We start from the raw sequence: 13226 nt of genomic DNA, 5'->3' as shown, positions 1-13226 counted from the left end.
GGCCCCTCCATCTCAACGCGCGGACGTGCGCCCGGCCGCGGCCCGCCGCAGGTAGTCCCGCCGCTCGATCGCGGCGCGGTAGTGGTCGACGGTGGCCTGCGCCACGGCGCGCCAGGCGTAGCGTTCCAGGACGCGCTCCAGGCCCGCCGCGCCGACCCGCTCCCGCTCGGCGGGGGAGTCGTGCAGCCGCAGCAGGACCGCCGCCAGCTCCTCGACGTCGCCGGGCTCGACCAGCGGCGCCGCGTCGCCGACGACCTCGGGCAGCGCGCCCGCCCGGCTCGCGACCAGCGGAGTCCCGGACGCCATGTGCTCGACGGCGGGGAGCGAGAAGCCCTCGTACCGGGAGGGGACCACCGCGATCTCCGCGGAGGCGAGCAGCTCGCCCAGCTCATCGTCGCTGATGCCGCTCACGAACCGTACCCGATCGCCGAGGGCCAGCTCGCGGACGAGGCGCTCGGTCGGGCCGTCCTCGCGGGGCCGGCTGACGACGACGAGATGAACGTCACGCTCGGTGGCGACCTTGGCGACGGCGCGCAGCAGGACGTCCACGCCCTTGATCGGGGCGTCGGCGCTCGCCATCGCCACGATCCGGCCCGGGACGCGCTCGCCGCGCGGATGGAAGACGGACGTGTCCACGCCGAGCGGAAGGATTTCGATGTCGGACGGGTCCACGCGGAAGTCGCGGACGATGTCGAACTTGGACGAGCCGGACACCGTCAGCACCGGGCCGACGCGCCGCGCGACCCGCGCCTGCATCCCGACGAAGCTGTAGAAGCGGCGCTTGCCGAACCGGGCGAGGCCGTTCTCTGCGGCCTCCAGCTCGATGCGCCGGTCCACGCTGATCGGGTGGTGGATGCTCGTGACCATCGGCAGGCCGGTCCGGGGGATGGCGAGGTTGCCCCAGCCGAGGACCTGGTTGTCGTGGACGACGTCGAAGTCGCGCCGCCGCCGGCGCAGCTCGCGCAGCACGCGGAGGCTGAACGTCAGCGGCTCGGGGAAGCCGCCCGACTTCATGTGGGCGAACTCCAGGACGTCGATCCAGTCGCGGAACTCCTCGCGCGCCGGGGTCCGGAACGGGTCGTCGTCGCGGTAGAGGTCCAGCGACGGGACCTTCGTCAGGGTGATCTCGTCGCGGTCGAGGTCCGGGTACGGCTGCCCGGAGAACACCTCGACGCGGTGCCCGAGATCGACCAGTTCGCGGCTCAGGTGCCGCACGTACACGCCCTGGCCGCCGCAGTGCGGCTTGCTCCGGTAGGAGAGCAGGGCCACGCGCAGTGGACGATCCGACGGCTCAACTGCCTCAGCCACGCAAGCCCCTTGTCACGAGTCACTCCCGTCCGTCGCGTGGCCGCCCTGCGCGTCCGCACCGGAGTCCCCGCGAGTGGATGTCGAAATCAGACCTTACGGTACCCGGCGACCCCGTATTGGGCAGGGTGTCTAAGAGTGTTTGGAAGGCCGGACGCAACCCGGGCGGCCCGGGAGACCGGAATCAGTCGCTTTCCGTCAACTACGTTAGTTCCGAGTACGGGACGAACGTCACATCGTCCGATTCACGCGTACGCGACGGGGAACGTCCGGATGCCGTTGACCCACGCCGAGCGCAGCCGTTCGGGGCGTCCGGCGGCGCGGATGCCGGGCATGCGGTCGGCGACGGCCTCGAAGATCAGCGCGACCTCCAGCCGGGCGAGGTGGGCGCCCAGGCAGTAGTGGGCGCCGGTGCCGCCGAAGGCCAGGTGGGGGTTCGGGTCGCGCGTGATGTCGAACGTTTCGGGAGCCTCGAAGACGTCCTCGTCGAAGTTCGCGGAGCTGTAGTAGAGCGCGAGGCGGTCGCCCGCGCGGATCGGGACGCCGCCCAGCTCGGTGTCCTCGGTGGCCGTCCGCTGGAAGGCGGTGACGGGCGTGGCCCAGCGGATGATCTCGTCGGCCGTCGTGGCGGGGCGCTCGGCCTTGAACAGCTCCCACTGGTCCGGGTTCTCCAGGAAGGCGATCATGCCGTGGGTGATCGCGTTGCGGGTCGTCTCGTTGCCCGCGACGGCCAGCAGGATCATGAAGTAGCCGAACTCGTCGTCGGTGAGGCCGCGTCCGTCCACGTCCGCCTGGACGAGCCGGGTCACGATGTCGTGCGCCGGGCAGGCCCGCCGCCGCTCGGCCAGGCCCATCGCGTAGCCGACCAGCTCGGCGGCGGGCACGGCCGGGTCCTCCTCGCCGAGCATCCGGTCGGACCAGTCGCGCAGCCGTCCCCGGTCGTCCTGCGGGACGCCGAGCAGGTCGGCGATCGCCTGGAGCGGCAGCTCGGCGGCCACCTCGGAGACGAAGTCGCCGCCGCTTTTCGCCCGCGCGGCATCGACGATCCGGTCGGCGCGCTCGGCCAGGGCGCCGCGCAGCCCGTCGATGACGCGGGGCGTGAAGCCGCGCGCGACGATCCGGCGCAGCTTGGTGTGCTTGGGCGGATCGAGGTTCAGCAGCAGGGCCTCGCGCTGGAGCGCCAGCTCGTCGGGGTCGACGCCGTTGAACCGGACGACGACGCCGTTGGCGTTCGCGGAGAACAACTCGTGGTCGCGGCTGATCGCGCGGATATGGGCGTGCTTGCTGACGACCCAGAAGCCGTCGTCGTCGAAGCCGGTCGTGCCGCGCGGCTGAGGGTTCCACCAGGGACGTCCGGACGCGCGCAGCGCCGCGAACTCGGCGAGCGGGACCCGTTCGGCCAGCAGGTCGGCGGCGGCGAAGTCGAAGTCGCGCGGGATGTCGGCGGACTCGGTCATGGACGACTCCCTCCCGGAATGAGACGCGAGTCTAGTCGGTGGTTTCGCCGTGGATCCACCCCTTCGTCCCGTGCGGGACAGATCCGGCGAACCGGGCGGACGGGCGCTACTGTTCGGCGGAGGCGGCAGGGGAGGAACGGGTGCGGCAGGCCGGACGGGCGGGGATCGTCGGGCTGCTCGTCGCCGCCCTCTCGGCGGCCATGTGGCTCGCCCGGCCGTGGGAGCCGCCCGTCTCGCGCGGCGACGCGCCGCAGGCCGGACGGTTCGCCGACCCGGCCGCGCCGTTCGCCGGATCGGCCGCCGCCCGGTACGCCGACGGCGAGTTCGGGCTCGTCACGCCCCGCGCGCGGCCGATGGCCGGGTTCACGCGGGAGGAACTGGACCTCGCGTACTGGCACGTCCGGCGGATGCTGTCGGCGGCGAGCCTCGACCCGCGCACCGTCTACCGGGGCGACTCCGGGCCGCTCGCCGGGCTGCTGGAACCCGCGCAGCGGCCGGAACTGACCGGCGGACGCGGCCGGACGTGGATCACCGCGTTCGTCGCGGGCACCGCCGTGCCCGTCACCGGGACCGTCAAGGTCCGCGGGACGATCACCGCGCGGCGGGCCGGGCCGTCGGTCGTGCGGGTGCGGGCCGACCACCGGTACGTCTACGCCGTCCGGCCGCCGTACGACGCCGGGGCCGTGCGGCGCGTCGCCGTCCGGCGCGTCACCGTGATCACGATCCGGCGCGTGGGACCGGCCGTCACGCTACGGCTGGAGCGGTCGGGGTTCACGGCCACGGGCGCGCGGTGCGCCGGGGCGCGGCTGCGTCCCGACTTCGGCCCGGCGGACGGCCGCCGCGCGGCGCGGTGCCGGGCGGCGGCCTGAGCCGGCGTCAGTCGCTGACGTGCGGGTCCCGGGGCTCGGCGTCGCGCGCCATGTCCAGGGCCTGGCTCTCCTCGGCCTGCTCCAGCGGCTCGCCCGGCGGATCGTCCTGGACGGCCGCGCGGTCGGTGTCCTCGTCGGTGTAGTTCAGCGCCTTCTCCTCGGGCCCGGCGCCGAGCGCCCCGCCGGGCAGCTCGTCGGCGAGGACCTGCCCGTCGGCGGACGCGTCGGGCTGGATCCGGCCCGGCGGCTGCTCGGTGTCCGACGCCCACGCGTCGTCCCCGGGGGCGGCGGTGTCCAGGGCCGGGTCGGGTTCCTCCTGCCAGAACCGCTGGTCGAGGGTCTCGCCGCTCTGCTGCTCGCCCGCGGTCGCGCCGAAGCGCTCGGCGGTGGACCAGCGGTCGGGGACGGTGATCCCCTGGTCGAGCGGGTCGTCGTCGGGCGTGCCGTCCAGTGTGAGGCCGGGGTCGAGGATCCCGTCGTTCACGAAGTCGGGATCGTCGTTCTGTCGTGCCATGTCTCCGTGCCCTCCCTTCGCATCTGCCCTCTCCCTCGCCGCTGGGCGGCGGCGCAAACTTCGCGGGGCGCGGGGGGCGGGGAATTCGCGTCCCGGAAAGGGCGGACGGACGCGCGGACGGGGCCCGTCCGCGCGTCACCGATCGCTCACCGTCGCGAAGCGGTCGCCGACCCGGGAAATCCCCCAGGTTGCGCAAAAGCGGAGGGAGGTGCGGGTCCGTGCCCGTTCAGTTCTGCCCCGAACCATTGCACACCGGACATGGCGCCTCGACGGGCGTGCCCTCTTCCGTTTCGGCGCGTATTCCCGTTCCTCCGCAGTCCGCGCATTCCTCCGGCTTGCTGTGCTTTCCCATGACGCCGCTCCTCTCCGAAAAGTCGTGGACACAGTAAATGCTTTCGGGCCGACGCGACAAGACCCCGCCACCTGGGGTCGTCCCGCACCGGGACGGTCCAAGCCGGACGCCCGTGCGACGCCATGTCGGATTAAGCGCGCATGCGCTCTGGAGGTGGTAAATATCGTGTTCTTTTATCTTGTATTCGCGGCCCGGGGCCGGGCGCCGCCGCCGGGGCGCGGGCGCGTCGGCGGCGGTCTTCACCCGGCCCGGACCGGGTACTCAGCTCTCGTACTCACGACAAACCGGGTTATTTTGCGTACTCATCCCTGCGTCCGGGTGCTCTGCCGCCGGACGCGCGGTCCGGCGAGGGTGTCACCGGCGGCATCGAACACGGCGGATTGAACACGGCGGCACCGAGCACGAGGAGAACGACCCATGAGCCCGACCCCGAGAGGCCGAGCATGAGAGCCCGCATCACCGCGGCGGCGGCGCACCTGCCCGCGGCCACGCTGACCAGCGCCGAGGTGGAGGCCCGCGTCGCGGCGGCGAGCGGCGGGTTCCGGCCGCTGCCGACGATCGTGGAGCGGATGACCGGGATCCGGTCCCGGCACGTCCTCGGGCCCGGCGAGCAGGCGTCCGACCTCGCGGTCGCCGCCGCCCGCACGGCCCTCGCCGACCGCGGGCTCACCCCGGACGCGCTGGACCTGCTCGTCTTCGGGTCGGCGTCGCAGGACCTCATCGAACCGGCGACCGCGCACATCGTCGCGGCCAAACTCGGCGCGTCCTGCCCGGTCTTCGACGTCAAGAACGCCTGCAACAGCCTCCTCAACGGCGTCCAGACGGCGGAAGCGCTGATCCGCACGGGCCAGGCCGAGCGGGCGCTCGTCTGCACGGGCGAGTCCCCGTCGCGGGCGATCCGGTGGAACGTCGCCGACCGGGCCGCGTTCGTGGACGCCTTCGCCGGCTACACGCTGTCGGACGGCGGCGCGGCCGTGCTGCTGGAGGCCGCCCCCGACGGCGGGATCTTCTACCGGGACTTCGCCGCCGTCTCGTCCGCGTGGCGTGTCGGAACGCTCCCGGGCGGCGGGTCCATGCATCCGCGCGACCCCGAGTTCACCTACTTCAGCGGCGACGGCCGGCGGCTGAAGGACGTCTTCGTCGCCGCCGGGCCGGAGATCTTCCGGACGGCGCTGGAGAAGACCGGCCTGACCTGGGACGACTTCGCGATCGTGGCCGTCCACCAGGTGACGATGCCCTACCTGGAACTGCTGCGGGCGATGCTGGAGATCCCGGCGGGCAAGCTCGTCGTCACGCTGCCCGAGCACGGGAACCTGGCGTCGGCGAGCCTGCCGTTCCAGCTCGCGACCGCGCTGCGGACGGGCCGCTGCCGTCCCGGCGACCGGGTCGCGCTGCTCGGGCTGGCGGGCGGCGTCAGCCTCGGCGTGCTGTTCGCGGAGCTGTGATGCGGCTCTGGACGGTCGTCCCGGCCTACGACGAGGAACGGTCCATCGGCGCGACGCTGGCGCGGCTCGCCGAGCAGACCGACCCGGACTTCACCGTGCTGGTGGTGGACAACGGCAGCCGGGACGGGACGGCCGCCGTCGTCCGCGCGTTCGCCGCCGCGCACCCGAAGCTGGACCTGCGGCTCGTCGGTGAGGCCGAGAAGGGGACGGGCTCGGCCGCCGACACCGGGATGCGGCACGCGATCCGCTCCGGCGCGACCCATCTGGCCCGCACCGACGCCGACTGCCTGCCCGCGGCGGACTGGGTCGCGGCGGTCAAGCGCGCGTTCGACGACGGGCTGGAGATGGTGAGCGGCCCGCTGCGCCCGCGCACCGACGAGTTCCCGCTGCGGCTGTGGGAGCGGCGGCTGCTGCCCGCCGTGATCGGCGTCGCCGCGCTGTTCGGACGGCTGCGGCCCGGCAACCGCGACCCGCTCGCGCTCGGCCCGTACGTGATGATGCCCGGCTGCAACATGGCGATCACGGCCGCGCTGTACGAGCTGTCGGGCGGGTTCCCGCGCACGCGGATCGAGGACGTCCACGAGGACCGGGCGCTCGTCAACCGCGTCCGGCGGCTGACCTCGGCGTACGGGCTGCGGCCCGACGTGGTCGTGCACGGGTCGGTGCGGCGGCTGCGGGCGTTCGGGCTCGTCCGGACGCTCGGCTGGTACGCCGACCACCGCTACCGGCCCGACGTCGTGGACGTCCGGTGAACTGGGAGCGGCGGCTGTACCTGGCCGCGCATCCGGTGGCGTACCCGTTCCTGCGCGGGCTGGCCAAGGCCGGGCCGGTCGTGCGCGTGCCCGGCGTCGGCGTGGTGGTGAACGACGCGGCGGCGGCGCGGGACGTCCTCATGAACGGAACCGTGTTCCGGAAGGACGGGCCCGGCTCGCCGGGGGACCTGTGGACGCCGGTGCTCGGGCCGTCCGTCCTGCTCAACATGGAGGGGGAGGCGCATCGCGCGCTGCGCGCCCGGCTGACGGGGCTGTTCACGCCCGCGTCCACGGCCGCGTTGTGCGGGCGCGTGCTGGCCGGGCCGCTCGCCGACCTCGCCGCCCGCCTCGACCGGGGCGCGGCGGTGGACCTGGTGGACGTCGCCAAGACCGTCGCGGGCGCCGTGATCGCCACCGTCATCGGGCTGCCGGACGTCGACCACCGGCGGCTGTTCGCCGACGGCGAGCGGATCGTCGCGATGGTCTCGCTCCGCACCCGGACGCTGTCCCCGGCGCAGGTCGCCCGCGCCCGCGCCGTCCTGGACCCGCTCGGCGACGCCGCCGCCGCGTCCTACGCCGCCGGGGACGACCGGACGGTCATGGGCCGCATGCGCGCGCTCGGCCTCTCGGCGGACGAGGCGCGCGGCGCGGCCGGGGCGTTCTTCCTCACCGGCACCGAGACGGTCGCGACGCTGCTGCCGCGCCTGTTCGCCCTGCTGCACGACACCGGGACGCTTGCGGCCGTCGCCCGCGACCGGGACCTGCTGGACCCGGCGATCGACGAGGCGATGCGCGTCACGACGCCGACGCCGGTGATGCTCCGCAGCGTCGCCCGTCCGGCGAAGATCGGCAAAGTGGCGGTCAAGCCCGGCGACCGCGTGCTCATCGCGACCCACAACTGCTGCCGCGCGTACGGCCCGTTCGACCTGGACCGTCCGCACCCGCCGGAGCTGCGGCGGCTCTGGTTCGGCGCCGGGCCGCACTTCTGCCTCGGCTACCCGCTCGCGCAGGCCGAGATCCGAGCCGTCGCCGGAACGCTGCTGGACGCCGCGCCCCTCACTGTCACCGCCCGCACCGCCGCCCGCAACGTCCTGATCCCCGCCTACCGCCACCTGCTCGTACAGCCCGCTCGGGAGGCGTCGTGACGCTGGTTCGTCGGTTGCTCGATCAGGCCGCTGCGACGCCGGACGCCGTGGCGCTCGTCGCGGCGGACGGGGCGCCGCTGAGTTTCGGGGAGCTGCGGCGGCGGGTGCTCGCCGTCCGGCACGGGCTGCTCGCGGCGGGGCTGCGCGACGGCGACCGGATGCTGTTCTCGGTGCGGCCGTCGCCGGAGTCTCTGGTGCTGGCGCTCGGCGTCGTCGCGGCGGGCGGCGTGGTCGTGTTCGCCGACCCGGGGGCCGGGCCCGAGATGTTCGCGGCGCGGCTGCGGCTGGCGCGTCCGCGCTGGTCGGCGGCCGAGTCGCTGCTGTACGCCGGGACGCGGCTGGCGCCCGTCCGTGCGTGGGCGCGGCGGCGCGGGCTGCTGCTGCCGAACCTCGCCGACCTCGGGATTCCGCATCACGTCCGGGCCGGACGATGGTTGCCGGGCGTGCCGCGCGGTGCGCTGTCGCTCGCGGCGCTGGAGCGCGGGCCGTCGCCCGAGCCCGGAGCGGACGGCGATCCGGACGCCCCCGCCGCCGTGATCTTCACGTCGGGCACGACCGAGCACCCGCGCGCGGTCGTCCACACGCAGGGCTCGCTGGCCGCCGCGCTCGACCTGTTCCGGGCGCGGCTGCCGCTCGGGCCGGGCGACGTCGTCCACACCGACCAGCTCATGCTGGGCCTGCCCGCGCTGATCGCGGGGGCGCGCTGGTCGCTGCCGCCGCTCGGCGGGTCCCCGGAGCGGTTCGCGCGGGACCTGGCCGCGCGCGGCGCGACGCACACGTTCTGCGTGCCGGTCCATCTCGCGGAGATCCTGGACGTCGCGCCCCGGCTGCCGGACTCGCTCCGGTACGTCCTGCTGGGCGCGGCGCCCGCCCCGGCCGCGATCCTGCGCCGCGCCGTCGCCGCCGCGCCCGCCGCCGAGGTGCTGTCGGTGTACGCGATGACGGAGATCCTGCCGGTGGCGCTCGCGACGGCCGCCGAGAAACTGGCGCACACGGCGTCCGGCGCGGACGGCGACCTGGTCGGCACGCCGCTCGCGGACGCGACGCTCGCGCCCGACGGGGAACTGCTGCTGTCCGGCCCGAACCTGTGCCGGGGCTACCTCGGCGACCCGCCGCTGGACCGGCTCGCGACCGGCGACCTCGCCCGGCTGGACGGGGGACGGCTCGTCCTCACCGGCCGCAAGAAGGACATGCTGATCCGCGGCAAGTTCAACCTCTACCCCGGCCTGTACGAACCGGCGGTCGCGGCGCTGCCCGGCGTGGACGAGGCGGCGATCACGGGCGTCCCCGACCCCGCGACGGGCGACGAGCGGGTCGTCCTCGCGATCACCGGGACGGCGACGCCCGCCGCGCTGCGCCGCCGCCTCCCGGGCGTCCTGGACCACGCCGCGCTGCCCGACGAGATCGTCGTGCTGCCCGCGCTGCCGCGCACCGGACGGTCCCGCAAGCTGGACCGGGCCGCGCTCCGGGAGCTGGTCCGATGAGGGTCGCGGTGACGGGCGCGTCCGGGTTCGTCGGCGGGGCGGTGTGCCGGGCGCTGGCCGAACACGGCGTCGCGGTGCTCGCGTTCGGGCGCCGCGCCCGCGTCCCCGCCGGGCATCTGGGCGGCGCGCCGTACCGGTCGTGGGACATGACGGCCGGGCCGCCGCCGGACGCGCCGGACGTCGACGCCGTCGTCCACTGCGCGGGGAGCGTCACGGACTGGGGGAGCGCGGCCGGGCTGTTCGCCGCCAACCTGCTCGGGACGCGCCGGGTGCTCGCGGCGTTCCCGGCGGCCCGGTTCGTCCACGTGAGCACGGCCAGCGTGTACGACCCGCGCCGGCCGACCGTCCGGGCGAAGGAGTACGAAGCGCCCGTCGCGCGGTACCCCGACGCGTACGGCGCGTCCAAGGCCGCCGCCGAGCGGGCGGTCCTCGCCGCGCGGCCGGACGCGGTCGTCCTGCGTCCGCACGCGGTCTACGGCCCCGGCGACACGACGCTGCTGCCGCGCGTGCTGGCGGCCGTGCGCGGCCCGGTGCTGCCCGCCGTCGGGACGGGCCGCCAGCGCGTCAGCCTCACCTCGATCGCCACCCTCACCGCCGCCTGCGTGCTGGCCGCGACCGGCCCGGCGGTGCGCGGCGTGTTCAACGTCGCCGACGCCGAGCCGGTCGCGCTGGACGACGCCCTGCGCGCGATCCTCGCCGAGCGGGGCGTCCGCGCCCGTCCGGTCTACCTGCCGCACGCCGCGCTGCGCCCGCTCGCGGCGGCGGCCGAGGGCGCGTACCTGCTCGCCGGGCGCAGCGAACCGCCGCGCCTGACCCGGTACGCGCTCGCGCACCTGGCCGTCGAGCGGACGCTGGACCTCACGGCGGCCCGGACCGTCCTCGGCCTGCGCCCGGCCCCGACGTCGTTCGCGGGCGCCGCGCGCTGGTGAGTCAGCTCGTCTCGATCGAGTTCTGCTGGCCCGGATAGCCGGGTTTCTGCCCCGGCAGGCCGACGCGCTCGTCGTAGAGGTCGCCCGCCGTCGCCGGGTGCTCGGGCGGCTCCTCGGCGGGCTCGGGCGCGGCGGCGGGCGGCGGCGGGGCGTCGATCGGCGGGCCGGCGTTGATGCCCTGCGTCTCGATCAGGCCGTCGCTCTCGCCCTGGACGTGGGCGTGGCGGCATTTGTGGTGCGGCGTCTCGTGCGGCATGGACGGCCCTTACCCCGCACGCTTGGAGCAACGCACGAAGGGCGGCGGCGCGGCGGACGCGGGTTCGGAAGTTCGTCCCTCGACCCGGCCGCCCGCGCGGCGATCTACTGCAAGGAGACCGGGAGGAGGAGGCCCCTTGACCGTGGACGCGTTCAACGCGCTGCCGGGCGACGCCGCCCACGCCGCGCTGCTCGCCTGCTGCGCGTCCCCGGTGTTCGCGGCCGAGGTGACCGCGCGGCGCCCCTACCGCGACGGCGCCGACCTGCACCGCGTCGCCGCCGCGACGCTGGCCCGGCTCGACTGGGACGACATCGCGGACGCCCTCGCCGCTCACCCCCGCATCGGCGACCGCGCCGCCGGGCCCGGCCGCGAGGCCGCCTGGTCGCGCGCCGAGCAGTCCGGGATGGACGACGCCGACGCCGACCTGCGCCGCGCCCTCGCCGAGGGCAACCGCGCCTACGAGGCGAGGTTCGGCCACGTCTACCTGGTCTGCGCCACCGGGCTCGGGCCGGGCGCGCTGCTCGCGGCGCTGCGCGTCCGGCTCGGCAACGACCCCGGCGCCGAGCGCGCCGTCGTCCGCGCCGAACTCGCCAAGATCACCGCGCTGCGGCTCGACCGGCTCACCGGAGGGGACCGATGACGCTGTCCACGCACGTCCTCGACGCGGCGGCCGGACGCCCCGCCGCCGGGGTCGCGGTGACGCTGGAGCGCCGCGACGACGGCTGGACGGTCCTCGCGACGGCCGTCACCGACGACGACGGACGGGTCCGCGACTTCGGCCCCGTCCATCCCGGCGTCCACCGGCTGACCTTCGACACCTCGGCGCACTCGGCGTTCTACCCGGAGGTCGCGGTCGCGTTCGTCGTCGCCGAGGAAGGGCACCATCACGTCCCGCTGCTGCTGAGCCCGTTCGCCTACTCGACCTACCGAGGGAGCTAGGAATGTCCATCGTTCTCGGTCCGAACCGCTACGGGAAGGCGGAGACGCGGGTCGTCCGCGTGGACCGCGACGGCCCCGTCCACTCCCTCAAGGACCTCAACGTGAGCGTGGCGCTCGCGGGGGACCTGGACGAGGTGTTCCTGTCCGGCGACAACGCGCCCGTCCTGCCCACCGACAGCCAGAAGAACACCGTGTTCGCGTTCGCCCGCAAGCACGGCATCGGGGAGATCGAGGACTTCGCGTTCCTGCTCGCCCGCCATTTCGCGGACTCCCAGCCCACGATCCACCACGCCCGCGTGGAGATCGAGGAGTACGCGTGGGAGCGGGTGGTCGTGCCGGGCAGCGAGGAACGGCACTCGTTCGTCCGGGCCGGGACGGAGATCCGCACCGCGCTCGTCCACAGCGAGGGGACCGGCGCGGCCGAGACGGTCGTGTCGGGGCTGAAGAACCTGGTCGTCCTCAACTCCACGGCCAGCGAGTTCCACGGCTACATCGAGGACGAGTACACGACGCTGCCGCCCACCCGCGACCGCGTCCTCGCGACCGAGGTCACCGCGCGCTGGCGGCACCGCGACACCGCCACCGCCGACTACGCCGAGTCGTTCCGCGAGACGCGGCGCTGCCTGCTGGAGGCGTTCGCCGGGACGTACAGCCTGTCCCTCCAGCAGACGCTGTACGCGATGGGGCGCAAGGCGCTGACGGAGCGTCCGGAACTGTGCGAGGTGCGGATGGCGATGCCCAACAAGCACCACTTCGACGTCGATCTCAGCCCGTTCGGCCTCGACAACCCGAACGAGGTGTTCCTCGCGGCCGACCGTCCGTACGGGCTGATCGAGGGAACCGTCCTGACCGGCGACGCGCCGGACGCGTCGTTCGCCTGGAACTGAGGAAAGCTGGACGGTATGGAATTCCTGCGGCCCACGACCTGGGACGACGCGCTCGCCGCCCGCGCCGCCCACCCCGGCGCGCTGCCGCTCCAAGGCGGCACCGACGTCATGGTCGAGCTGAACTTCGACGTCCGGCGCCCGGCCGCGCTGCTGGACCTGACCCGCGTCGCCGAACTGCGCCGCTGGGACGCCGACGGCGACGCGGTCCGGATCGGCGCGGGCGTCCCGTACGCGCGGATCATCGCCGAGCTGGGCGGACGGCTGCCGGGCCTGGCCCAGGCGGCGCGGACGGTCGGCTCCCCGCAGATCCGCAACCGGGGCACGGTCGGCGGCAACCTCGGCGCGGCGTCCCCGGCGGGCGACAGCCATCCGCCGCTGCTGGCGTCCGGCGCGACGGTCGAGGCCGAGTCCGCCGCGCGCGGCGTCCGGGAGATCCCGGCCGGCGAGTTCTACACCGGGCCGAAGCGCAGCGCGCTGGAGCCGGACGAGCTGATCCGCGCGGTCCGCGTCCCGGCCGCGCCCGGCCCGCAGTACTTCGCCAAGATCGGCACGCGGAACGCGATGGTGATCGCCGTGTGCTCGTTCGCGGTCGCCCTCGACCCGGCGCGGCGGCGCGCGGGCACCGGGATCGGATCGGCCGGGCCGACGCCGCTGCGGGCGCGCGAGGCCGAGGACTTCCTCGCCGCTCACCTGGACTGGGACGGCGGCGGCCCGCTGGACGACGTCGTCGCCCGCAAGTTCGGCGCACTCGTCGCGGGCGCGGCGTCCCCGATCGACGACGTGCGCGGCACCGCCGCGTACCGCACGCACGCGCTCGGCGTGCTGGCCCGCCGGACGCTGGGCTGGGCGTGGAGCGAACACATCGGCCAGACGCGAAGGGAGGCGTCCTGAC

Annotated in this window: 14 protein-coding genes; 10 read left to right on the top strand and 4 right to left on the bottom strand. The window is 74.9% G+C overall.

The window, feature by feature from the left end; all coding sequences use genetic code 11:
- Positions 1–12: 12 nt before the first annotated feature.
- Together BTM25_RS16790 and BTM25_RS16785 are read right to left on the bottom strand one after the other, a co-directional pair.
- A complete protein-coding gene (locus tag BTM25_RS16790) occupies positions 13–1308 on the bottom strand; it encodes a glycosyltransferase family 4 protein (protein ID WP_103563813.1) in 1296 nt (431 codons plus the stop codon).
- 242 nt (positions 1309–1550) lie between these two features.
- The gene (locus BTM25_RS16785; protein ID WP_103563812.1) at positions 1551–2762 is read right to left on the bottom strand and encodes a cytochrome P450; all 1212 of its coding nucleotides are present in this window, start codon (positions 2760–2762) and stop codon (positions 1551–1553) included.
- Between the two features lie 140 nt (positions 2763–2902).
- On the opposite strand from BTM25_RS16785, the gene BTM25_RS16780 reads away from it, so the two are divergent.
- Positions 2903–3631 (top strand): hypothetical protein, encoded by a 729-nt coding sequence (locus BTM25_RS16780; RefSeq protein WP_103563811.1) that lies wholly within the window; start codon positions 2903–2905, stop codon positions 3629–3631.
- 7 nt (positions 3632–3638) lie between these two features.
- Here the strand turns inward: BTM25_RS16780 and BTM25_RS16775 are convergent, their stop codons facing one another.
- Positions 3639–4145, bottom strand: coding sequence for a hypothetical protein (locus BTM25_RS16775; RefSeq protein ID WP_103563810.1), 507 nt, complete (start codon positions 4143–4145; stop codon positions 3639–3641).
- Between the two features lie 795 nt (positions 4146–4940).
- Between BTM25_RS16775 and BTM25_RS16770 the strand changes: the two genes are divergently transcribed.
- From BTM25_RS16770 to BTM25_RS16750, 5 genes are read left to right on the top strand one after another with little or no spacing between them, the layout of a single operon-like run.
- Positions 4941–5942 (top strand): 3-oxoacyl-ACP synthase III family protein, encoded by a 1002-nt coding sequence (locus BTM25_RS16770; RefSeq protein ID WP_103563809.1) that lies wholly within the window; start codon positions 4941–4943, stop codon positions 5940–5942.
- Positions 5942–6694 (top strand): glycosyltransferase, encoded by a 753-nt coding sequence (locus BTM25_RS16765; protein ID WP_103563808.1) that lies wholly within the window; start codon positions 5942–5944, stop codon positions 6692–6694. The genes BTM25_RS16770 and BTM25_RS16765 overlap by 1 nt, the downstream gene beginning before the upstream one ends.
- A complete protein-coding gene (locus BTM25_RS16760; RefSeq protein ID WP_103563807.1) occupies positions 6691–7839 on the top strand; it encodes a cytochrome P450 in 1149 nt (382 codons plus the stop codon). Before BTM25_RS16765 ends, BTM25_RS16760 begins: the two co-directional genes overlap by 4 nt.
- Positions 7836–9323, top strand: a complete 1488-nt coding sequence (locus BTM25_RS16755) for a class I adenylate-forming enzyme family protein (protein ID WP_103563806.1) — start codon at positions 7836–7838, stop codon at positions 9321–9323. Before BTM25_RS16760 ends, BTM25_RS16755 begins: the two co-directional genes overlap by 4 nt.
- Positions 9320–10252, top strand: coding sequence for an NAD-dependent epimerase/dehydratase family protein (locus tag BTM25_RS16750; protein ID WP_103563805.1), 933 nt, complete (start codon positions 9320–9322; stop codon positions 10250–10252). The genes BTM25_RS16755 and BTM25_RS16750 overlap by 4 nt, the downstream gene beginning before the upstream one ends.
- 1 nt (position 10253) lies before the next feature.
- Here BTM25_RS16750 and BTM25_RS16745 read toward each other — a convergent pair whose 3' ends face one another.
- Complete coding sequence (locus BTM25_RS16745; protein ID WP_103563804.1) at positions 10254–10508, bottom strand: hypothetical protein; 255 nt, start codon at positions 10506–10508, stop codon at positions 10254–10256.
- Positions 10509–10650: 142 nt separating this feature from the next.
- On the opposite strand from BTM25_RS16745, the gene uraD reads away from it, so the two are divergent.
- From uraD to BTM25_RS16725, 4 genes are read left to right on the top strand one after another with little or no spacing between them, the layout of a single operon-like run.
- On the top strand, positions 10651–11148 hold the full coding sequence (gene uraD / locus BTM25_RS16740; RefSeq protein ID WP_235828537.1) for a 2-oxo-4-hydroxy-4-carboxy-5-ureidoimidazoline decarboxylase: 498 nt from the start codon (positions 10651–10653) through the stop codon (positions 11146–11148).
- On the top strand, positions 11145–11447 hold the full coding sequence (uraH, locus tag BTM25_RS16735; protein ID WP_103563802.1) for a hydroxyisourate hydrolase: 303 nt from the start codon (positions 11145–11147) through the stop codon (positions 11445–11447). Before uraD ends, uraH begins: the two co-directional genes overlap by 4 nt.
- Before the next feature lie 2 nt (positions 11448–11449).
- A complete protein-coding gene (gene pucL / locus BTM25_RS16730; protein WP_103563801.1) occupies positions 11450–12334 on the top strand; it encodes a factor-independent urate hydroxylase in 885 nt (294 codons plus the stop codon).
- Positions 12335–12349: 15 nt separating this feature from the next.
- On the top strand, positions 12350–13225 hold the full coding sequence (locus BTM25_RS16725) for an FAD binding domain-containing protein (protein ID WP_103563800.1): 876 nt from the start codon (positions 12350–12352) through the stop codon (positions 13223–13225).
- Position 13226: the final 1 nt, after the last annotated feature.

Origin of the sequence: Actinomadura rubteroloni, from assembly GCF_002911665.1 — a bacterium.
GTDB classification, from domain to species: Bacteria; Actinomycetota; Actinomycetes; order Streptosporangiales; family Streptosporangiaceae; genus Spirillospora; species Spirillospora rubteroloni.
The sequence above is the reverse complement of the archived record's forward strand: the minus strand, read 5'-3'. Positions and strand labels throughout refer to the sequence as shown.